Here is a 21,913-nt window from a genome sequence, read left to right as displayed (position 1 = left end):
TTCATCAGTGTAAAGAATAACAGCATCTGTCCTTTGCTCATTAATCATTTTTCACACTTATTGCCAGATTTATTTGCTGACAACTTCAATGAAGTCTATCTCATAGAATGCAAAACATCATTTTATGACAGCATATTCTAATTAAAATACATCAACTTAGGCATGTCTGGTTCGTATTCACCAGGCATTTTTGATAATGTAGATGTTCTAGCTCAAAAAAATATTGCATGTGTAATGATGGTAATGAGAGTGATTTCAGAATAACGACAAAAGATAAAGAGAATTGATATCATTGCTAGGATAACGATTTGATGTATTGAAATCAAAAAGAAAGTGATTTGAAAAGATACTTTCATAGTGTGGAAAATTATGGAAACCCTGGATACCTAAGTATTGATAGGCGTTTGCTCTACATTCTGAAGAAATATAGGCACTTTACTATTTTTCAGTAATTTGCAAACATGTAAAGTAATTATCAGAAGAAGCTAAAGATTGATTTCATTATTTAAATAAATTCTTTCAATTATTAGGAATTATTAGAATTAGAGATTCAACTCAAAGCAACCAGACACATATTTAATATACCAATTTATTGACCATGACGTTTCGTTATGGTTTTATTATAGCTATAGTAATTCATGTTAAGAAAGAAGGAGAATATACGCTATGAAGGGAATTATTCTTGCAGGTGGGTCTGGTACAAGACTTTACCCATTGACAATGGTAACGAGTAAACAGCTCTTGCCTATTTATGACAAACCAATGATTTATTATCCATTATCTATTATGATGCAGGCAGGTATTAAAGAGATTCTTATCATCTCTACACCAGCCGATACACCAAGATTTGAAGAACTTCTTGGTGATGGTCATCAGTTTGGTGTGCATTTACAGTACAAGGTACAGCCTAGTCCTGACGGATTAGCTCAGGCATTCATTCTTGGTGAAGAATTCATCAATGGTGATAGCTGTGCTATGATCCTGGGTGATAATATCTTCAATGGACATGGGTTCACAAAACGTTTACTAGCTGCATCTCATAGGGAAACAGGTGCAACAATCTTTGGTTACTATGTTGATGATCCTGAGAGGTTTGGTGTTGTTGAGTTTAATGATGAAGGTAAAGCTATTTCTATTGAAGAAAAGCCAGCACATCCTAAATCAAACTATGCTGTTACAGGACTTTACTTCTATGACAAGAACGTTGTAGAATACGCAAAGCAGATTAAGCCTAGTGCACGTGGTGAACTAGAAATTACTGACCTCAATAATATCTACTTACAAAAAGGTCAATTGAATGTAGAATTATTAGGACAGGGATTTACATGGCTTGATACAGGCACACACGAAAGCTTAGTTGATGCAACAAACTTTGTTAAGACAGTTGAACAGCATCAACATCGTAAGATTGCTTGCTTAGAAGAAATTGGCTATAAGAATGGCTGGATCACTAAGGAAGACTTACTGAAAGCTTATGAACCTTTTAAAAAGAACCAGTATGGTGCTTATTTGAAGGATATTATTGATGGTAAATATATTGATTAAGAGGAGAATGAAATGAAAATTATTGTTACTGGTGGAGCTGGATTTATTGGATCTAACTTTATATTCCATATGCTTAAAGAGCATCCTGATTATGATATTATCTGTCTTGATAAGTTAACTTATGCAGGTAACTTATCAACACTTGCATCAGTTATGGATAATCCACACTTCAAGTTTGTAAAGTTAGATATCTGTGATAGAGAAGGCGTATATAAGCTATTTGAAGAAGAACATCCAGATATCGTTGTAAACTTTGCAGCTGAATCACATGTTGATAGAAGTATTGAAAACCCAGAGATCTTCTTACAGACAAACATTATTGGTACAGCTACATTAATGGATGCATGTAGAAAATATGGCATCAAGAGATACCATCAGGTATCTACTGATGAAGTCTATGGTGATCTTCCATTAGATCGTCCTGACTTGTTCTTCACTGAAAACACACCAATTCATACATCAAGCCCATATTCATCATCTAAGGCTGGTGCTGATTTATTAGTACTTGCATATCATAGAACATATGGTCTTCCTGTGACTATCTCTAGATGTTCTAATAACTATGGACCATATCACTTCCCAGAAAAGCTTATTCCATTAATGATTATTAACGCATTACATGACAAACCATTACCAGTCTATGGTGAAGGTAAGAATGTACGTGACTGGTTATATGTTGAAGATCATTGTAAGGCTATTGACTTAATCATTCATAAGGGTAAAGTTGGTGAAGTTTATAATGTAGGTGGTCATAATGAAAAGACAAACATTGAAATCGTTAAGATTATCTGTAAGGAATTAGGAAAGCCTGAATCACTTATTACACATGTAGAAGACAGAAAGGGTCATGACATGAGATATGCGATTGACCCTACAAAGATTCATAATGAATTAGGATGGTTACCAGAAACTAAGTTTGAAGATGGTATTAAGAAGACTATTCAGTGGTACTTAGATAATAAGGAATGGTGGGAAAATATCATTTCAGGTGATTATCAGAATTACTATCATGATATGTATGGGAAAAGAAAGCAAATTAAATAATGAAAGTATTCGTTACTGGTGTTGCTGGCCAGCTTGGTCATGATGTCATGAATGAGCTTTCTAAAAGAGGTTATGAAGGTGTAGGGACTGACTTGGCATCTGAGTATTCTGGTATACAGGACAATAGTCCTGTTACCAAGATGCCTTATGTTTCTTTAGACATCACTGATGCATTAGCTGTACAAGCAACAATAAAAGAAGTTAATCCTGATGTCATTATTCACTGTGCTGCCTGGACAGCAGTAGATATGGCTGAAGATGATGACAAAGTAGACGAGGTAAGAAAAATTAATGTTGCTAGTACGCGTGAAATTGCCAATGTCGCAAAAGAATTGGATGCCAAGATGGTTTATATTTCAACTGACTATGTCTTTGATGGCCAAGGTGAAAAGCCATGGAAACCAGACTGCAAGGACTATAAGCCATTGAATGTTTATGGACAGACAAAATTGGAAGGTGAATTGGCAGTTGTTAATACACTTGACAAGTACTTTATTGTTCGTATTACATGGGTATTTGGGTTAAATGGTAAGAACTTCATCAAGACAATGTTGAATGTCGCAAAGACACATGATACAGTCAAGGTTGTCAATGATCAGATTGGTACACCTACATATACATATGATTTAGCTAGATTATTAGTGGATATGGTTGAAACTGATAAGTATGGCTATTATCATGCAACTAATGAAGGCGGTTATATTTCCTGGTATGATTTCACTAAAGAAATCTATAGACAGGCAGGTCTTGATACTAAGGTGCTTCCAGTGACAACTGCTGAATATGGCCTTTCTAAAGCAGCACGTCCATTCAACAGTAGACTTGATAAGTCTAAGCTCGTAGAAAATGGCTTTACACCATTACCTACATGGCAGGATGCCCTGTCAAGATATCTAAAAGAAATCAAAGAATAAGAGTTACCTGAAGGTAACTCTTTCACAATGTAGAAAGAAGGAAAAAGATTATGGGACAAATTAAAGTAGAAAAGAATGTAGGCGGAATTGAAGGCTTACATGTCATCACACCAGCTGTACATGGTGATGATCGAGGTTACTTCACAGAAACATATAATCAAAGAGATATGCATGAAGCAGGTTTAGATATGGTCTTTGTACAGGATAATGAATCCTATTCAACAAAGGGTGTATTAAGAGGCTTACACTTCCAGAAATAATATCCACAAGGAAAACTAGTAAGAGTTGTAAAAGGTTCAGTATTTGATGTCGCTGTAGACTTAAGAGCTAACTCTAAGACTTATGGTAAGTGGTATGGTGTAGAACTCACTGAAGATAACCATAAACAGTTCTATATCTCAGAAGGCTTTGCACATGGCTTCTTAGTATTAAGTGATGAAGCTAAGTTCTGTTATAAAGTAACTGATTTCTGGCATCAGGGTGATGAAAGTGGTCTTGCCTGGAATGACCCTGAAATTGGTATTGTATGGCCTCACTTAGTTGGTGAATATAAAGGTACTGCAGATCCTTCATCATATAAGCTTGATGACGGTACTGAACTCAACTTCTCAGATAAAGATAAGCTTTGGTTACCATTGAAGGATACGTTTAAATTTTAAGTTGTATTAATTAAACCATTCTGATAAAAATTAAATTTTGACTTTTATAACAATGTTGTAATTGTAATTTTATTAAAAAATAATTTACTTCTAAATGTAGAAGACAGAAAAGTTTTATAGTAACGAATAAGTATAACGTATTAAATGTTGCATCTTTCACCTTTTTGAGTTTTTTCTTTAAAGTACAAAAAATGATATCTCTAAACATTTAGTTCTTACTTGTATTCAATGAGTAGTTTGAGGACTTTAATCATCTCCTGAACTAGAATTTATAATTCCAGTTCAGGATTTAATCGGATAAATATCCAGTGTTGAATTGAATGGTATATTTTATTATAATTTATAAAATGGTTGTTCTATTTTATTATTCAGGAAGGAGATTGTATATTCTAATGACTAATAGAAATGTCAAAAGGATACATATAAATAAACATGAAAATTTTAATGATTATACCAGCCTATAATGAACAAGATTCCATTCTTGGTACTGTTGAAATGATAAAAGAATATAATCAAAATACAACAATGAAAGTGGACTATGTAGTTATAAATGATGGTTCAACGGATAAGACTGAAAAGATTTTAAAGGAAAACAAACTTAATCATGTTACACTTGTTCATAACTTAGGTATTGGAGGAGCAGTGCAAACAGGCTATAAATATGCACTTGAAAATGACTATGATGTTGCTATTCAATTTGATGGTGATGGACAGCACGATATTAATTATGTACCAACAATTGTTAAGCCTCTAGAAAATAATGAAGCAGATGTTTGTATTGGCTCTCGTTTTGTAGATAATACAACAAGTGAATTTAAATCTACTGGTGCTAGACGTGCAGGTATTAAAATCATATCAACACTCATTAATTTATTTGTCCATAAGAAAATTTATGATCCAACGAGTGGGTTTAGAGCGGCAAATAAGAAAACAATAAAATACTTGGCTAAAAACTATCCAACCGAATATCCTGAACCAGAATCTATTGTAGATCTTGTTAGATTAGGGTTTAGAGTTACTGAAAAACCCGTCAAAATGCATGAAAGAGCTGGTGGGGTCTCAAGTATTCGTGCATGGAAAACTGTTTACTATATGATTAATGTCTCATTATCCATTATTGTTACAAGTATGAAGGGGAAGAAATAAATGAATAGATATTTTCTAATGATTGCATTATTAGTCGTTATTTTTGCTATTGTTATATTGAATTTCGTACGTAAAAATAAACTTACAATGAAATACGCCTTGGTATGGTTAGTATTATCATTAATATCAATTATAGTATTAATCTGGCCTGGATTATTAGCAACTATATCACACTTATTAGGCTTTCAAACAATGTCTAATATGGTGTTCCTAGTAGCAATAATTGTTTTGATTACGATTTGTTTAAATCTCAGTGTTATTGTCTCAAATCAAACGAAAAAGATTACATTATTGATACAGGAAGTCTCATTGTTGAAAAACAAACTGGAGGATAAATAAGTATGAATATAATTCTATTGTCTGGTGGATCAGGAAAAAGATTATGGCCATTATCAAATGAAGTAAGATCTAAACAGTTTATTAAAATATTTAAAAACAACGATGGCTCATATTCATCAATGGTTCAACGTGTATATAAACAAATAACTAAAGTAGATTCAAATGCTAATATAACTATTGCAACAGCAAAAACTCAAGTTTCATCAATTCGTAATCAGTTAGGAAATAATGTTAATATTTCAGTTGAACCCTATCGAAGAGATACATTCCCTGCTATTGCTCTTGCTACAACCTATTTACATGATGTAAAAGGAGTTGCTGATAATGAACCGGTTATCGTTTGTCCAGTTGACCCATATGTAAATGATGATTTTTTTGAATCCATTCAAAAACTTGATGAACTTGTACGTCAAGGGAATGCTAATCTTACTTTAATGGGCATTGAACCTACATATCCAAGTGAAAAATATGGCTATATTATTCCTAATAGTAAAGATAATGTTTCTTACGTATCAACATTTAAAGAAAAACCAATAGAAAAAGTAGCGATTGAATATATTAAAAAAGGAGCATTGTGGAATGCAGGTGTTTTTGCGTTCAGAATGGATTATTTGTTGAACATATCTCATCAGCTCATTGATTTTACAGACTATAATGACTTGTTCCATAAATATGAAGGTTTAGATAAAATTTCTTTTGATTACGCTGTAGTAGAAAAAGAAGAAAGTATTCAGGTACTAAGATATTCTGGAGAATGGAAAGATTTAGGAACTTGGAACACACTCACTGAAGCGATGGATGAGCCAATTATTGGCAATGCGATTATGGATGATACTTGTTCTAATACGCATATTCTTAATGAATTGGAAATTCCTATTTTAGCTATGGGTCTAAAAGATATAGTTGTATCAGCAAGTGCAGATGGAATTCTCGTTTCAGACAAGGTAAGATCAGCACATATTAAGCCTTTTGTTGAAAAGATTGAGGATGTTGTTAGATATGCAGAGAAATCATGGGGTAAATATGAAGTAATTGATATTGAAGATACTAGCATTACTGTCAAAGTAGTTATGAAACCAGGTGAGCATATGAGTTATCATTCTCATTCATGTCGTGATGAATTCTGGACTGTTATTTCAGGAAGTGGATTTGTTGTACTTGACGGAAAAAAACAGGAAATCAAAACAGGTTCAACAATCTCAATGCCTGCTGGAATGAAACACACAGTATTTGCAACTACAGAATTAACAATGATTGAAGTTCAAGTTGGTAAGGATATCAATGTTCATGATAAAATAAAGTATGAGCTTAATTGAGAAGGTATATTGAATGAATGATTGGAAATCACTTTATAATGAATGGACAACTAATGCTTTAGAAGATAAAGATCTTATAAAAGAACTAGAAGCTATTCGAAATGATGAAATCAAAATAAAAGATGCTTTTTATCAAGATCTAAAGTTTGGTACTGGAGGTCTAAGAGGCAAAATAGGCGCTGGGACTAATCGCATGAATGTATATACTGTTGCCAAAGCAACGCAGGGGCTAGCAAGCTATATTATTCACAATTTTCCTAAAAACCAGCATATTGTTGCCATTAGTTATGACTCTAGAGTTAAATCTGATTTATTTGCTAAAGTTACAGCTGAAGTTTTTGCGGCTAATAATATTAAAGTAAGCATATATAACACGCTTATGCCGGTACCTTGTTTGTCTTATGCTGTAAGACAATTACATTGTGCAGCAGGTGTTATGATTACAGCTTCTCATAACCCTTCTGTATATAATGGGTATAAAGTTTATGGTAGTGATGGTTGCCAAATCACTACTGAAGCCGCAAAAAATATACAATTAGAAATAGCAAAAGTTGATATCTTCAAAGGTGTAAAAAGAAAAAGATTTGATGAAGGCATCAATGATAATACGATTTCATACATACCTGAAGTTGTCTTTGATCAATATGTCAAAGATGTAAAAGAAGAAACATTACTCCATCCTGAAGACCATGTAGATAAAAATGTTAATATTATTTATACACCTTTGAATGGTTCAGGACTTGTTCCGGTTTTAAGGGTTTTAAAAGAAGCAGGGTACAATAACATTACAGTTGTCAAAGAACAAGAAAAGCCCGATGGTTTATTTCCAACTTGTCCATATCCTAATCCAGAAGTTAGAGAAGCAATGGAACTTGGTGTTGCTTATGCTAAAAAGTATGATGCAGATTTATTATTAGCGACTGATCCTGATTGTGATCGTGTCGGTATAGCGGTTAAAGATAATGAGGATAATTATATTCTTCTAACAGCTAATGAAACTGGAATGTTGCTACTAGATTTCATTTGTAAGCAAAGAATCAAATATAACGAAATGCCAGTAAACCCTGTTTTTATGAAAACAATTGTCACAATTGACATGGCTGAACGCATAGCTTCCAAATATGGACTACGGACAGTTAACACTCTCACTGGATTCAAATTCATTGGAGAACAGATTGGTTTATTAGAAAAAGAGGGTCGAAAAGAATCATATATATTTGGATTTGAAGAAAGCTATGGATATTTAAGCGGTACTTATGTTAGAGACAAAGATGGTGTTAATGCATCATTACTTATTTGTGATATGTTTAGCTATTATAAATCTCATGGTATTTCATTATATAATCAATTAAATAAACTATATGATGAATATGGCTATTGTTTAAATACACAGCATTCTTTTAAGTATGAAGGCCCTTCTGGGATGGAACGAATGCAATCAATAATGGATAATTTACGTCAACCAATTTCAATGTTTGGGGATAAAAAGGTACTTAAAACAAATGACTATAGTATCGGTGTCGATGGATTACCAAAATCTAATGTTATAAAATTCTTTTTACAGGATCATTGTTCTATTGTTGTTAGACCATCTGGAACAGAGCCTAAATTGAAAATTTATATATCAATTAGTGCAAAGGATAAATCATTAGCACAAAAAGAAGAAACAAAACTATTCAATGAATTGCGTACTTATCTAGATTAGGAGAAAGATAATGGATCGACAACTTAGAAAAAATGTTGTATGGAATATAATTGGGTCGACATTTTCATCATTTAACTCTTTGTTTTTCCTTGTGATTGTAAATAGAGTAAATGGTATATTTGATGGTGGTGTCTTTAGCTATGCATTTTCACTGGCTTGTCTATTTTTTATTATCGGTAATTATGCTGGTAGAACATACCAATTATCAGATAGTGAAGGAAAATTAAATGATAGTGAGTATTTATTACACAAGATAATTACATGTATAATTATGATGGTATGTTGTCTTTGCTATTGTATATTTCAACCATATACAGAGAAAAAACTTATTGCTGTTATAACGCTCACTGCCTTCAGGGGATTGGATGCACTAAGTGAGACTTTTTATGGCTTTATGCAAAAGAAAGAACAGCTTTATATTGCTGGTATTTCAATGTTTGTGAAGTCTTTAATAGGTGTAAGTATATTCCTTATTGTGGATTTATTGACTCATAATTTGGCTTTATCATGTGCTATTCTTATATTGACAAATTTATCAGTTATATTATTAATTGATATCCCCTTTGGAAGAAAAAATATGCATAAAGCAAAGATAAGAAATAATCATCTATTGAGTTTATTTCCATCTGGCTTTTCAGTCTTTGCATTTTCATTTTTAGCAATTTACATTGTCAATGTCCCTAAATATGTCATTAATGGCATTTTAAGTGATGATTATCAGACAATATTCAACATAATTGCTATGCCTGCTACATTTATGAGTCTGTGTGGACAGTATATTATCAATCCAGTATTGGTGAAACTGGTAGATTTCCATGAAACCAACAAACCTGATAAGTTCAAAAAGCTTATTGCTAAAATTTTATTTTTGTTAGTTGGAATATTAGTAATTGTAGAGGTCGGTGCGTATTTATTAGGAATTCCTATTTTGAGTTTAATATATGCAGTTGATTTACATGCATACAAAATGCAATTACTATTAATTCTACTAGGTGCATTTGTGTATACATTAGCGACAATTTACTCCATGGCATTAACCACAATGCAACATAATAATTTTCAACTTGTCATTTATATAGTTAGTTCAATATGTGGATTTGTATTATCATCAGTACTTATAAGAAGACTGGGTATTCAAGGTGCAACGTTTGCATATTTTGGTACAATGTTATTGCATGGAATACAATATACAATTTATTATCATTTTGAATTAAATAGTTGGCATAAAATGATAGCAAAGGAGCAGTAAAAACAATGATTATTGGTATAGATTTAACATGGGTGAAGCCTGGAAAAAATGGTGGGACAGAGTTCTATATTAGAAATTTATTAGATGGCTTTAAAACATTGAAGAATGTTAATTCTTATATTTTATTTGTAGCGGATAATAATAAAGAATCATTCAAATCATATTTAGATGATTCTCGTTTTAAATTTTCAGAATGCCATGTTAATACAGAAAAACTCGTATCAAGAGTGATATGGAAGAACACTCAACTCTATCGCCTCATGAAGAAGGAAAATATAGATTTGGCTTTTTTCCCTGTTTATGATATGCCTTTATATCGCTGCAACAGTTTTAAAATTGTTACAGTTATTCATGATTTACAAGCCCTTCATTATCCAGAATATTTTACTAATGTGGAAAAAGCAGTTTTAAAAGCGAGCTGGAAGAGAGTGGTTAAAAATGCTGATAAGGTGGTTGGTATTTCAAATTATGTGAAAAATGATATAGAGGAGCATTACGGAACTAAAAATGTTGTGGCTATTCACAATCCGATAGTAGTAAAAGACGCATTTGTTGATTTTCAAGGTCTTCAAGAGAAATATGGAATTGATGATAATGAGTATTATTATACTGTTTCATCTCTATTACCTCATAAGAACTTAAAGACTATCCTAGAAGTTAAAAAGAAGATAGTCTATGATAATATAGCTTTACCTAAAAAATTACTCATATCAGGTGTGGGAGGAAAACAGTTAGCGGAAATTAAACGTTATTTAGATGACTATAAGCTTAATGACAATGTTATATTAACTGGATTTATCAGTAACGAGGAAAGAAATACATTAATGAAGCATGCTAATGCTTTTGTCTTCCCTTCAGTGTTTGAAGGATTTGGGATGCCTCCTATTGAAGCAATGCTTCTAGGATCAAAAGTCTTAACAACAAAATGTACATCATTAGAGGAAGTTACAATGGATCGTTGTTATTATGTCAATGACGCATTCAATATTGATGACTGGATTGGTAAGCTTAAAGAAATAAAAGAAAAAGAAAAAAGAACTATTCCTTTCCCTGAATATGAAGTAAAAAAAATAGCACAAGAATACTTGGATTTATTTGATAGTTTAGTATAATCAAAGTGTTATTTAGAGTTAATATATTAATTATGATTCGTGAGGTAGAATATGTATAGTGCTAAAAATCATATGTTTGTCATATGTGCATACAAAGAAAATCATCACATTGAAACAACAATTCAGTCATTGCTTAATCAATCAGTAAAATCTAGAATCCTTCTTTCAACATCTACGCCAAATGAATTCTTAAAAGGCATTTGTGCAAAATATAAAATACCTATGATTGTTAATCCTGAAAGAAAAGGTGCAGGTTGCGACTGGAATTATGCATATGATCATGCAGATACTGAATTAGTGACAATTGCGCATCAAGATGATTTTTATGAACCAGAATATGTTGAGAAAATTATTGAATCGATAAATAATCACAAAGAAGATGATGTTATCATGGCATTTACTGATTATTATGAGTATAAAAAAAATAAAAAAGTAATGACAAATAAATTATTAAAAATTAAGCGTATCATGAATTGGCCTTTAACAAAAAAAAGACTACAAAATAGCATATGGATGAGAAATAGGATACTTTCATTTGGAAGTCCAATATGTTGTCCTGCTGTGACTTATGTAAAGAAAAATGCGGGAGATTCAATTTTCGATACAAAATATATTAATAGTTGTGATTATAAGACATGGGTTGAACTTGCAAAACTTAAAGGAGCATTTGTTTATGTACCAGAACCTTTAATTGCACATCGAATATATGCTGGTTCAGCAACAACAGCTAATTTAAGCGAAAATATAAGAGCAAAAGAAGACTTGGAAATATTTAATTTGTTTTGGCCAATGCCTATCGCTAAATTTATCAATAATATATATAAAACAAGTGAAAAGAGTAATATTGTATAGGGAGTAAAAAATATGAAAATATTAGTTACAGGCGCCAATGGATATATTGGCAGACACATTGTTAAATATTTGCTTGATCATGACCACGAAGTTATTGCAGCAGATTTACGTTATGATAAAGTAGATGAACGTGCAAAACGAAGTCATGAAAATATATTTTCAGGCGATAAAGATATTTATAATAAATTAGGACAACCAGACGTATGCATTCATTTAGCGTGGCGAGATGGATTTAATCATGGGTCTGATGCACATATAATGGATTTACCAAAACATTATGAATTTTTAAAGAATATGATTCAGGGTGGATTAAAACGTTTGGATGTAATGGGAACAATGCATGAGGTAGGATATCATGAAGGGGCGATTGATGAAACGACACCATGCAATCCTATGTCAATGTATGGTATTGCTAAGAATGCCTTAAGAGAAATGCTACTAGTTCTTACAAAGAATTCAGACTGTAAACTAACTTGGACTAGAGCCTATTATATCCTCGGTGATGATGAAGGGAATCATTCTATTTTTACTAAAATTCTTGAAGCAGCTAAAGAAGGAAAGACAACATTCCCATTCAATTCAGGAAAAAATCAATATGATTTTATTTCAGTCACTGGATTAGCAAAACAAATATCTGAAGTTTCTATTCAAGATGAAGTACTAGGAACTATTAATGTATGTTCAGGTAAACCAGTTGCCTTAAAGGATAAGGTAGAAGAATTCATAAAGGAAAGACATTTAAATATTTCACTAGACTATGGTAAGTTCCCAGATCGACCATATGATTCACCAATAGTTTATGGTGATGTTAGTAAAATTCAAAAGATACTAAAAAAATAACCATTACTTTGTAATGGTTATTTTTCGGAAAGTCAATATTAAAGAGGGAGCTTACAATAATGTATTTAGGAGAATATACAAATAAAAGATCAAATAATCTAAGCTTTTTGAAATTTATCGCAGCTTTACTTGTCATTTTATGCCATGCTTTTCCACTTTCTATGGGTAAGCAAAATACAGATTTTATCTCTCAATATACCCATGGTTCAATGAGCTTTGGTAGTATAGCAGTTGGTGTATTTTTTATCAGCAGTGGTTATCTTGTGACTAAGAGCATTATAAAACATAAATCAACAAAACAATACTTAATAGCAAGAATAAAGCGTATATTTCCACCACTCATTGTAACAGTTTTATTGTCTATATTAATACTTGGTTTTTTTGCCTCTAATTTAAGTATTATTTCATATTTCAAAAATAGACAAACATGGTTATATTTATTAAATATGTTGCTTATTCCTGTACATAATTTACCAGGTGTTTTCGAAAACAATATTTATAAGTCTGTTGTCAATGGAGCATTGTGGACATTACCAGTTGAATTCGCTTGTTATATTCTTTTACTTATTCTTTATAAAACAAGATTGTTAGAACGATATACAAGAGTTCTTATAACACTACTTTTCATTAGTTATGTTGGAATATTCATGGTTAACATACCCATATTTATAGTGCTTAGAAATTTTATTGAGCCAGTATATTTATTCTTTATTGCAAGCGCAATGTATATTTATAAAGATAAAATAAAGATTAATCAAAAATATTTATACATGTTCACAATGATATTCATTATTCTATTTATTTTAAAAAAGGGTCATTTAGCAAACGTAATTTGTTTACCATATATAATTCTTTATATTTCTTTTTGCTTGCCTCAAATTCATTCTAAATTAGCTTCACTAGGAAATTATTCATATGGCATGTATTTAATTGGATTTCCAACGCAGCAAGTAATAGCAATGTATATACGAGGTGGTCACGCAATTGTTATTAATTTCCTTATTACTAGCATAATTGCAACATTATATGGTGTTTTTATTTACTATTGCATAGATTTAAATATTAATAAAATAAAACGTTGATGATATAACTGTATCTTAATAGTAATTTTTATATTTTCTAGTTTTTCCTTGAAATATAGGGGTGCGGATAGATTCTTGGACCCGCAATAATGGGGGAGTGATAAAAATGTCATTTACTGAGGAAGAAAAAAGAAAGCACTCCAATTGTATGATGAGACAGGATCGATTGCTAAGGTAATACATAATCTTGGATATCCAAGCAGGCAGAATATGTATACTTGGATTAAAATCGAAATATTGAAAAGAAACACAAGGAATATAGTTTTACTAATTCACCAGACCATAGATTCATCCATCGCTGGAAACAAAACTTGAAATACTTCACCGTTGCTTTAAAGAAAGAGAAGACATAAAATCAATATCAGAAGAATACGGATATTCAAGGACGAGTATTTATAGTTGGAGAAAGCTGTATTTATCTGGAGGTGCAGCAGCGATAATGAATAAAAAGAAAGATTTGCCAAGAGGAGCTTTGATAGTTAATGAAGATGTTGATAAGGGTTCCGATAATAATATTGAATTGGCAGCTAAGATAAGAGATCTTTAGCTAGAAAACGATATATTAAGACAGACAATAGAAATATAAAAAAAAGATCAGGGACTGATACGATCCCCTATAGGTAGACAGTACAAATACACAAAATGTACTGCCCTGCTTTTAGGGGGGTTTTATTATGGGACGAAAAGCAAAATATACATTTGAACAGAAACTGAAAGCTGCACAGGATTATCTATCAGGAAAGAAATCAGCAGCTGCTATTGCCTTTGAATTAGGTATGGGGAAATATGGTGACAACAGAATACGTCAATGGGCGAGTCTCTATAAAGCCAATGGGCAAGAAGCTCTCAAGCCTAAAGAAAGAAATTCATCTTACTCAAAGGAATTCAAAGATATGGTCGTTCAGGATTATGTACAGAATGGGCTGTCACCGTACGAACTGGCAACAAAATACAATATTCCTAGTAAAACAGTCATCGATCAATGGATCAAAAGGTATAATAACCATATAGAGCAGAGGGATTATTGTCCCCATCAGGAGGTCTATATGGCAGAAAGAAAGAAAACAACGAAAGAAGAAAGAATGGAGATCGTTCAGTACTGCATCAATCATGGTCGCAATTATAAAGAAACAGCCGCAAAATATGGCTGCAGCTATTCCCAGGTCTATTCATGGGTACGCAAATATGACAGGCAGGGAACAGATGGCCTGAATGACAACCGCGGACATCGCAAGGCAGAGGAAGACCTTACTGATAATGAAAAGCTGGAGAGAAAAATCAGACGACTGAAGGAAGAACTGAGACGAAAAGAAATAGAGGTCATATTCTTAAAAAAACTCAACGAATTAGGGAGGGGGCGATAGAGAATACGCCGAAGATTGCCCAGCCAGCATTGCGTCATAGGGTGAAGATACAGATCTGTCAATCAGTTCAGGAGACGAGCAGTGACGAACAATGTTCCATACAGTATCTGTGTCAGCTGGCTGGCATATCCAGGGCATCCTATTATAAATGGATCCATCGCAAGCCATCCAGAGTGGACATAGAAGATGCAAGGATACTTCCCCTCATACAGGCCATTGCCGATGAAAACAACAGCCTGTTTGGCTATCAGAAGATGACCTATGCGCTCAATAATAACAGCGATGTGAAGTATAATCGCAAACGTATCTATCGCATCATGGCCATCAATGGCATAGAATCTCATTTCCGCATTGACCGGCGTCATTCCACTTACAGGAAATCAACTCCACAGGAAACGAAGGATAACGTACTGGACCGGGATTTCAATGCCGAAGCACCGAATCTGAAATGGGGCACCGACATAACCGAACTGAAATATGCTGGTGATAAATTATATATCAGCACGATCCTTGACCTGTATGATCGATATCCGGTTGGCGTTGTCGTCAGCAGAAGAAACGATACCAAACTTGTCCATGATACATACTTCATGGCCATCACCTTGAATCAAGGCGCCACTCCGCTCCTGCACAGCGACAGAGGATTTCAGTACACACGCAAGATATTTTCCAGGATGCTTGAGAATGACGGACTGACACAATCCATGTCACGGGTTGGCCACTGTATCGATAACGGGCCAGTAGAATCCTTTCAGGGGTTCATCAAGGATATGGCCAAGGTTCTGTTTGGCAAAGCGCATACGTATGAGGAAGCTGCAGAGATCATATACCGGACATATGAATACTATATCTACAGATATCCACAGAAACGTTTTCATGGGAAGACTGCGTACCAGGTAAGACAGGAAGCACTGACTGCAGATACACCGGAACAGTATCCAATCGCACCAAACAGAAAAATAGAACGATTCTGGGATAGGATTGAGAAGAGCAAAGCAAAACACCAGGCGCAAGCACAACAATAAAAAACAAGGCCAAATCTAATTGACCTTGCTTGGTAGTTATTTTGGATATTTTCTCTGTCTACTTGACAGGGGTCATATCAGACCTTATTGTAGAATGTAATTGGAAATAAAGTGTAAAACATCCGATACTAAAACGATATATGTATATATTTAGAAAATCCATTGTTTAACTGAAAATCATTTTCAAGTCATATATTCAAGATAATTTCTTGATTTCAAATGCTTTATGTGATAACCTACAATGGCAAGAGAGGTTAAAAAGAAAACACAGTATCCATTAATTTCTCTTTGTTTTAACTTGTTAATTTGGGATGAAAACAAGTGAAGAGTGTTGCGTGGGAATATATAAAATATTTGGGATAAGAAAGTAATATGTGAATATTTTATGCGTTTTCACGTGTCGTAAGATACGTGTACAATAAAGAAGTATGTGTGTCTTACATGTACTTCTTTTTTTCTTTGAGGATGTGATAGGATGTACAGTAATTGGTATGCCGTACAGGTAAGAAGTGGGAAAGAAGATAAGTTTGTAGAATGGTGTGAGAAGAAAGTGAATCATCAAACCTACAAAGATATCTTCATACCAAGAGTCATGATGGCAAAGAAATATCAAGGTAAATGGCATAATGAAAAACGTGTGTTATTTCCTGGTTATGTATTTGTCATAACAGATCAAGTAGAAGATTTGTTTCAAGAACTTAAAAAGATTCCTGATCTTACAAAGATGTTGGGAGAATATAAAGGAGAAATATTCCCAATATATTCTAAAGAAGTACAGTATCTTCATAAATATGATCAAGAAGGACATGTCGTTAACATGTCCACTGGATATATTGAAGGAGACAATATTATTATTACTGATGGTCCTCTTATGGGATATGAAGGATCAATTAAAAAGATTGATAGACATAAACGTATAGCTTATCTAGATATAGATGGTTTTGAGGATATTACAAGTGTCAAAGTTGGTCTTGAAATTATCAGTAAGAATTGAGACAAAAGTGTTGTACTTTTAATCGTCGCTTTGTCGCGTTAAAAGAAATGCATGGTTAGGCTTTGAATGTCTGCTTTTAAAGCGGATAGGCGAAGCCTATCCAAATGCATGAAGATAAGGGAGGATATTGGGATATGCGTGTAGTTCTTATGTCGTCTATGGAAGTAGGTGACTGTCATGGATGAAATGGAATTAAAGAGAAAAAAGAGTTGGATAAAACATTATGATTTTATCTTAGCTGATTTCATTGTATTACAACTCTCACATGTACTCGCAAATTTAATTAGATATTATTCAAGTAGTTATGGCGGACTGGGATATGCTTTTAATCTACCTATATACAAGAATGAAGTTATATTTCTAACGGTTTGTTTAGTTGCTTCTATTACATTTGGTGATCCCTATAAGAATGTTTTAAAGAATTCTAAATATGTAGAATTCATTAAAACATTCAAACATACAATTAAAATGGCAATGGTGAACATTGTCATAATTTTTTTCTTACAGTTAGGAGATGACTCTTCAAGATCAGTTGTATTAATGACTTGGAGTATATATTTCATCTTAGAGTATTTCGCAAGACAAATACAAAAAACATATTTAAGAAAGAAAATAAAGCATTATGGTGCAAGAAGAGCTATGATTGTTTATACATCATCTTCTAATGTAAAACGTGTCATGAGGAACTTGGTTACTAAAAAATATGTAGGTTACTTTGTTTCAGCTATATTCTTGAGTGACTATGATGGAAGTATTCAAGAAGTGAGTGGAGTCAAGGTTCTTGGTAATGAAGATGATATGATTAAATATGCTTCACATAACTGGGTAGATTCAGCATTGGTCGCTATTCATGATCGTAATAAGAGTATTCATTTAAGAGATCTATTTGATGTGATGGGAATAACAACACATACTATCATTAGTAGAGTCGATACACACCATAATGAATATATTCAGAAGTTAGGTAATTATATCGTATCATCAAATACATATAGAACTATTCCAATCGGACAGAAGATTATAAAGAGAGCTATTGATATTGTTGGTGGTATTGTAGGTTGTATAGCTACAGGCATACTTATTCTTATTATTGGGCCAATGATATACATAAAATCACCAGGACCAATCATCTTCTCACAAAAGAGAGTTGGTAAGAATGGTAAATTATTTACTATGTATAAGTTCAGAAGTATGTATATGGATGCTGAAGAACGTAAGAAAGAGCTAATGAAACAGAATAAGATTACTGATGGCATGATGTTTAAAATGGAAGATGATCCACGTATTATTGGTTCAGAAAAGAAAGATAAAAATGGTAATCCAAAAGGCATTGGGAACTTCATTAGAAAGACATCACTAGATGAATTCCCTCAGTTCTTTAATGTCCTTAAGGGAGATATGTCATTAGTGGGTACAAGACCACCTACTATTGATGAGTGGAATAAATATTCACCTCATCATAGAAAAAGAATGGCTATAAGACCGGGTATTACAGGATTATGGCAAGTATCAGGTAGATCAAATATCACTGACTTTGAGGAAGTTGTAAAGCTAGATAGTGAATATATTGATAACTGGACTATATCAGAAGATTTACATATTATTGTAAAGACATTTACATCAGTATTAGCACATGAGGGTGCTAGTTAGAAGAGGTAAATTGAGGGGGGAAAAGAATACGATTAACAAAAAATACCATCCTTGGGATGTGTACATAGATAAAAGCACCTTTTTGAGGAATTTAGGTCCGAAGAAGACCGGAGGAGTAAATATTATGAAAAATTACAAAATCGCTGTTGCTGGCACTGGTTACGTTGGTCTGTCGATTGCAACTTTGCTGAGTCAGCATCATCAGGTAACTGCAGTTGATATTGTACCGGAGAAGGTTGAACTGATTAACAATCACAAGTCTCCTATCCAGGATGATTATATAGAGAAATATCTTACAGAGAAAGAATTGAATCTGACTGCAACGCTGGATGCAAAGGCTGCATACTCTGATGCGGACTTTGTTGTGATAGCGGCCCCTACGAACTATGATAGCCACACCCAGCACTTTGACACATCTGCAGTCGAAGCTGTGATCAAACTGGTTATGGAATATAACCCGGATGCCATTATGGTTATCAAGTCCACCATCCCTGTGGGTTACACGGCATCTGTGCGTGAGAAATTCAATAGTAAGAACATTATCTTCAGTCCGGAGTTCCTGCGTGAATCCAAGGCACTTTATGATAATCTGTATCCTTCGCGTATCATCGTTGGTACTGATCTCAATGATGAGCATTTGGTGGAGGCCGCTCATGAGTTTGCTGGCCTGTTGCAGGAAGGTGCGATTAAGGAAAACATCGACACACTGTTTATGGGCTTCACCGAGGCAGAAGCAGTTAAACTGTTTGCTAATACATATCTGGCATTGCGTGTGGCTTACTTCAATGAACTCGATACCTATGCTGAGAGTAAAGGACTGAATACTGAGCAGATTATTAACGGTGTTTGCCTTGATCCTCGTATTGGTAGCCACTACAACAATCCCAGCTTTGGATATGGCGGGTATTGCCTCCCTAAGGACACTAAACAGCTGCTAGCAAATTATGCCGATGTACCGGAGAATTTAATTGAAGCTATTGTTGAGAGTAACAGAACAAGAAAAGACTTCATTGCTGACCGCGTTTTAAAGCTGGCAGGCTACTACGCCTACGATGCAGAAAATGAGTTTGATGAGGACAAGGAAAAGGCAGTTACTATTGGTGTGTATCGTTTGACCATGAAGAGCAACAGCGATAACTTTCGTCAGAGCTCCATCCAGGGTGTCATGAAGCGTATCAAGGCAAAGGGTGCTACGGTTGTGATTTATGAGCCGACTTTGAAAAATGGTGATACTTTCTTTGGATCAGTAGTGGTTAATGATCTAGCTAAGTTCAAGAAAATGAGCAATGCAATTATTGCAAATCGGTATAGTAAAGATCTTGATGATGTGAAAGAGAAAGTTTACACCAGAGATATTTTCCAGAGAGATTAAGAGATAGAAAGGAAGTAGAAGATGGACATTAAAAAAGAATATAATCGTTGGTTGGAAAATGCAACAGCAGATGCAGATGTTGCGGCTGAACTGAAAATGTTGGATGATGCAAAAATTGAGGACGCTTTCTACCGTGATCTTGCCTTTGGAACCGGTGGCCTGCGCGGTGTGATTGGTGCAGGCACGAACCGAATGAATGTCTACACCGTGGCAAAGGCTTCTCAGGGTCTGGCCAATTATTTGAAAAAGAACTTTGAAGAGCCGTCTGTGGCCATTGGTTATGATAGCCGCATCAAGAGTGATGTATTTGCAAAGGTGGCAGCGGATGTGTTCGTAGCCAACGGTGTCAAGGTCAACATTTGGCCTGTTCTAATGCCTGTTCCTACCGTGTCTTTTGCAACCCGCTATCTGCACACGTCTGCAGGTGTCATGGTGACGGCTTCCCATAATCCCAGCAAGTATAACGGCTACAAGGTCTACGGTGCTGACGGTTGCCAAATTACGACGGAAGCTGCTGCCGAAATCCTTGCGGAAATTGAAAAGTTAGATATTTTTGCTGATGTAAAGCATAGCAATTTTGAAACTGATCGTGCTAATGGTAGCATCCAGTACATTTCAGATGAAGTCTATACCGCATTTGTGAATGAGGTTAAGAATCAGTCTGTTCTGTTTGGTGAAGCGGTCAATAAAGACGTAGCCATTGTGTATAGCCCGCTGAACGGCACAGGACTGAAGCCCGTGACCCGCACTCTGAAGGAGATGGGGTACACCAATATCACGGTGGTCAAGGAACAGGAGCAGCCGGATGGCTACTTCCCGACCTGCCCGTATCCTAACCCGGAAATCAAAGAGGCGATGGCATTGGGTATGGAGTATGCCAAAAAGTGCAATGCTGACCTGCTGCTGGCAACTGACCCTGACTGCGACCGTGTGGGCATCGCCGTCAAGAATAAAGCAGGGGAGTATGAACTGCTGACCGGCAACCAGACAGGCATGCTGTTGTTGGATTATATCTGCAGCCAGCGTGTGAAGCACGACAGGATGCCCGCTGACCCGGTCATGGTCAAGACGATTGTCACCATGGATATGGGTGAGCAGATTGCTAACCATTATGGCCTGCGTACCATCAATGTGCTGACTGGGTTCAAGTTTATCGGTGAGCAGATTGGCAAGTTGGAAAAGCAGGACAAGGTAGACAGCTATGTGTTCGGCTTTGAGGAAAGCTATGGTTATTTGACTGGCTCGTATGTCCGTGATAAAGACGGTGTGGACGGCGCTTACATGATTTGTGAGATGTTCAGCTACTACGCTACCAAGGGTATCAGCCTACTAGATAAGCTGGATGAGCTGTATAAAACTTATGGCTACTGCTTGAATACCCTCCACAGCTATGAATTTGACGGTAGTGCGGGCTTTGCAAAGATGCAGAACATCATGCAGGCATTCCGTGCTGACATCAAAGAGTTTGGCGGAAAGAAAGTCGTAAAACTGCTGGATTATGCACCTGGTCTGGATGGTTTGCCGAAGTCAGATGTGCTGAAATTCTTGCTGGAAGATAACAGCTCCATCGTGGTGCGCCCTTCCGGTACAGAGCCGAAACTCAAGACTTATATTTCTGTCAGCGCAGAGAACAAAAAAGCTGCTGAGAAGGTGGAAGCTGAGATACGCAAGAGTGCTGAAGAATACTTGATGTAAAGAAAATATA

The 21,913-nt window shown here is 34.6% G+C and carries 19 protein-coding genes and 1 pseudogene; all 20 read left to right on the top strand.

Annotation, left to right across the window (positions count from 1 at the left end; genetic code table 11):
* The first annotated feature begins 666 nt into the window (after positions 1-666).
* The 20 genes and pseudogenes from rfbA (at position 667) to FYJ79_RS01090 (ending at position 21,903) form a co-directional block, all read left to right on the top strand.
* Positions 667-1,545, top strand: a complete 879-nt coding sequence (gene rfbA / locus FYJ79_RS01185) for a glucose-1-phosphate thymidylyltransferase RfbA (protein WP_154514159.1) — start codon at positions 667-669, stop codon at positions 1,543-1,545.
* 12 nt (positions 1,546-1,557) lie between these two features.
* Entirely contained in the window at positions 1,558-2,589 is a 1,032-nt protein-coding gene (gene rfbB, locus FYJ79_RS01180) for a dTDP-glucose 4,6-dehydratase (RefSeq protein WP_154514158.1), read from the top strand.
* Complete coding sequence (gene rfbD / locus FYJ79_RS01175; RefSeq protein ID WP_154514157.1) at positions 2,589-3,503, top strand: dTDP-4-dehydrorhamnose reductase; 915 nt, start codon at positions 2,589-2,591, stop codon at positions 3,501-3,503. Before rfbB ends, rfbD begins: the two co-directional genes overlap by 1 nt.
* Before the next feature lie 50 nt (positions 3,504-3,553).
* Positions 3,554-4,162: pseudogene (gene rfbC / locus FYJ79_RS01170) on the top strand (dTDP-4-dehydrorhamnose 3,5-epimerase).
* Between the two features lie 432 nt (positions 4,163-4,594).
* A complete protein-coding gene (locus FYJ79_RS01165) occupies positions 4,595-5,308 on the top strand; it encodes a glycosyltransferase family 2 protein (protein ID WP_154514156.1) in 714 nt (237 codons plus the stop codon).
* A complete protein-coding gene (locus FYJ79_RS12795) occupies positions 5,309-5,647 on the top strand; it encodes a DUF2304 domain-containing protein (protein WP_154514155.1) in 339 nt (112 codons plus the stop codon). It abuts the gene before it with no gap.
* A 2-nt stretch (positions 5,648-5,649) separates the two neighbouring features.
* Positions 5,650-6,963, top strand: coding sequence for a sugar phosphate nucleotidyltransferase (locus FYJ79_RS01155; RefSeq protein WP_154514154.1), 1,314 nt, complete (start codon positions 5,650-5,652; stop codon positions 6,961-6,963).
* A gap of 13 nt (positions 6,964-6,976) precedes the next feature.
* Entirely contained in the window at positions 6,977-8,668 is a 1,692-nt protein-coding gene (locus FYJ79_RS01150) for a phospho-sugar mutase (protein ID WP_154514153.1), read from the top strand.
* A gap of 10 nt (positions 8,669-8,678) precedes the next feature.
* Entirely contained in the window at positions 8,679-9,917 is a 1,239-nt protein-coding gene (locus FYJ79_RS01145) for a lipopolysaccharide biosynthesis protein (protein ID WP_154514152.1), read from the top strand.
* 5 nt (positions 9,918-9,922) lie between these two features.
* A complete protein-coding gene (locus tag FYJ79_RS01140; protein ID WP_154514151.1) occupies positions 9,923-11,029 on the top strand; it encodes a glycosyltransferase family 4 protein in 1,107 nt (368 codons plus the stop codon).
* A 51-nt stretch (positions 11,030-11,080) separates the two neighbouring features.
* Complete coding sequence (locus FYJ79_RS01135; protein WP_154514150.1) at positions 11,081-11,881, top strand: glycosyltransferase family 2 protein; 801 nt, start codon at positions 11,081-11,083, stop codon at positions 11,879-11,881.
* A 12-nt stretch (positions 11,882-11,893) separates the two neighbouring features.
* The gene (locus FYJ79_RS01130) at positions 11,894-12,721 is read left to right on the top strand and encodes an NAD-dependent epimerase/dehydratase family protein (protein ID WP_154514149.1); all 828 of its coding nucleotides are present in this window, start codon (positions 11,894-11,896) and stop codon (positions 12,719-12,721) included.
* A gap of 59 nt (positions 12,722-12,780) precedes the next feature.
* Positions 12,781-13,803: an acyltransferase family protein gene (locus FYJ79_RS01125; protein ID WP_154514148.1), complete on the top strand. Its 1,023-nt coding sequence runs from the start codon at positions 12,781-12,783 to the stop codon at positions 13,801-13,803.
* 286 nt (positions 13,804-14,089) lie between these two features.
* Positions 14,090-14,350: a helix-turn-helix domain-containing protein gene (locus FYJ79_RS12660; protein WP_326803009.1), complete on the top strand. Its 261-nt coding sequence runs from the start codon at positions 14,090-14,092 to the stop codon at positions 14,348-14,350.
* 127 nt (positions 14,351-14,477) lie between these two features.
* Positions 14,478-15,167: a helix-turn-helix domain-containing protein gene (locus tag FYJ79_RS01115; protein WP_154514146.1), complete on the top strand. Its 690-nt coding sequence runs from the start codon at positions 14,478-14,480 to the stop codon at positions 15,165-15,167.
* Positions 15,128-16,192, top strand: coding sequence for an IS3 family transposase (locus FYJ79_RS01110; protein ID WP_326803007.1), 1,065 nt, complete (start codon positions 15,128-15,130; stop codon positions 16,190-16,192). Before FYJ79_RS01115 ends, FYJ79_RS01110 begins: the two co-directional genes overlap by 40 nt.
* A gap of 475 nt (positions 16,193-16,667) precedes the next feature.
* On the top strand, positions 16,668-17,186 hold the full coding sequence (gene loaP, locus FYJ79_RS01105; protein ID WP_154514144.1) for an antiterminator LoaP: 519 nt from the start codon (positions 16,668-16,670) through the stop codon (positions 17,184-17,186).
* 177 nt (positions 17,187-17,363) lie between these two features.
* Positions 17,364-18,836, top strand: a complete 1,473-nt coding sequence (locus FYJ79_RS01100) for a sugar transferase (protein ID WP_154514143.1) — start codon at positions 17,364-17,366, stop codon at positions 18,834-18,836.
* A gap of 124 nt (positions 18,837-18,960) precedes the next feature.
* The gene (locus FYJ79_RS01095) at positions 18,961-20,208 is read left to right on the top strand and encodes a nucleotide sugar dehydrogenase (RefSeq protein WP_154514142.1); all 1,248 of its coding nucleotides are present in this window, start codon (positions 18,961-18,963) and stop codon (positions 20,206-20,208) included.
* A 21-nt stretch (positions 20,209-20,229) separates the two neighbouring features.
* On the top strand, positions 20,230-21,903 hold the full coding sequence (locus FYJ79_RS01090; protein WP_154514141.1) for a phospho-sugar mutase: 1,674 nt from the start codon (positions 20,230-20,232) through the stop codon (positions 21,901-21,903).
* Positions 21,904-21,913: the final 10 nt, after the last annotated feature.

This window comes from Sharpea porci (assembly GCF_009695655.1).
Taxonomy (GTDB): Bacteria; Bacillota_I; Bacilli_A; order Erysipelotrichales; family Coprobacillaceae; genus Sharpea; species Sharpea porci.
The sequence above is the reverse complement of the archived record's forward strand: the minus strand, read 5'-3'. Positions and strand labels throughout refer to the sequence as shown.

Bases quoted from the DNA above. Each gene is read 5' to 3' on its own strand.
- FYJ79_RS01165 (WP_154514156.1), top strand. From the start codon at position 4,595: ATGAAAATTTTAATGATTATACCAGCCTATAATGAACAAGATTCCATT.
- rfbA (WP_154514159.1), top strand. From the start codon at position 667: ATGAAGGGAATTATTCTTGCAGGTGGGTCTGGTACAAGACTTTACCCA.
- rfbB (WP_154514158.1), top strand. From the start codon at position 1,558: ATGAAAATTATTGTTACTGGTGGAGCTGGATTTATTGGATCTAACTTT.
- loaP (WP_154514144.1), top strand. From the start codon at position 16,668: ATGTACAGTAATTGGTATGCCGTACAGGTAAGAAGTGGGAAAGAAGAT.
- FYJ79_RS01155 (WP_154514154.1), top strand. From the start codon at position 5,650: ATGAATATAATTCTATTGTCTGGTGGATCAGGAAAAAGATTATGGCCA.
- FYJ79_RS01135 (WP_154514150.1), top strand. From the start codon at position 11,081: ATGTATAGTGCTAAAAATCATATGTTTGTCATATGTGCATACAAAGAA.
- FYJ79_RS01090 (WP_154514141.1), top strand. From the start codon at position 20,230: ATGGACATTAAAAAAGAATATAATCGTTGGTTGGAAAATGCAACAGCA.
- FYJ79_RS01130 (WP_154514149.1), top strand. From the start codon at position 11,894: ATGAAAATATTAGTTACAGGCGCCAATGGATATATTGGCAGACACATT.
- FYJ79_RS12795 (WP_154514155.1), top strand. From the start codon at position 5,309: ATGAATAGATATTTTCTAATGATTGCATTATTAGTCGTTATTTTTGCT.
- FYJ79_RS01150 (WP_154514153.1), top strand. From the start codon at position 6,977: ATGAATGATTGGAAATCACTTTATAATGAATGGACAACTAATGCTTTA.
- FYJ79_RS01145 (WP_154514152.1), top strand. From the start codon at position 8,679: ATGGATCGACAACTTAGAAAAAATGTTGTATGGAATATAATTGGGTCG.
- FYJ79_RS01125 (WP_154514148.1), top strand. From the start codon at position 12,781: ATGTATTTAGGAGAATATACAAATAAAAGATCAAATAATCTAAGCTTT.
- FYJ79_RS01100 (WP_154514143.1), top strand. From the start codon at position 17,364: ATGGATGAAATGGAATTAAAGAGAAAAAAGAGTTGGATAAAACATTAT.
- FYJ79_RS01140 (WP_154514151.1), top strand. From the start codon at position 9,923: ATGATTATTGGTATAGATTTAACATGGGTGAAGCCTGGAAAAAATGGT.
- FYJ79_RS01095 (WP_154514142.1), top strand. From the start codon at position 18,961: ATGAAAAATTACAAAATCGCTGTTGCTGGCACTGGTTACGTTGGTCTG.
- rfbD (WP_154514157.1), top strand. From the start codon at position 2,589: ATGAAAGTATTCGTTACTGGTGTTGCTGGCCAGCTTGGTCATGATGTC.
- FYJ79_RS01115 (WP_154514146.1), top strand. From the start codon at position 14,478: ATGGGACGAAAAGCAAAATATACATTTGAACAGAAACTGAAAGCTGCA.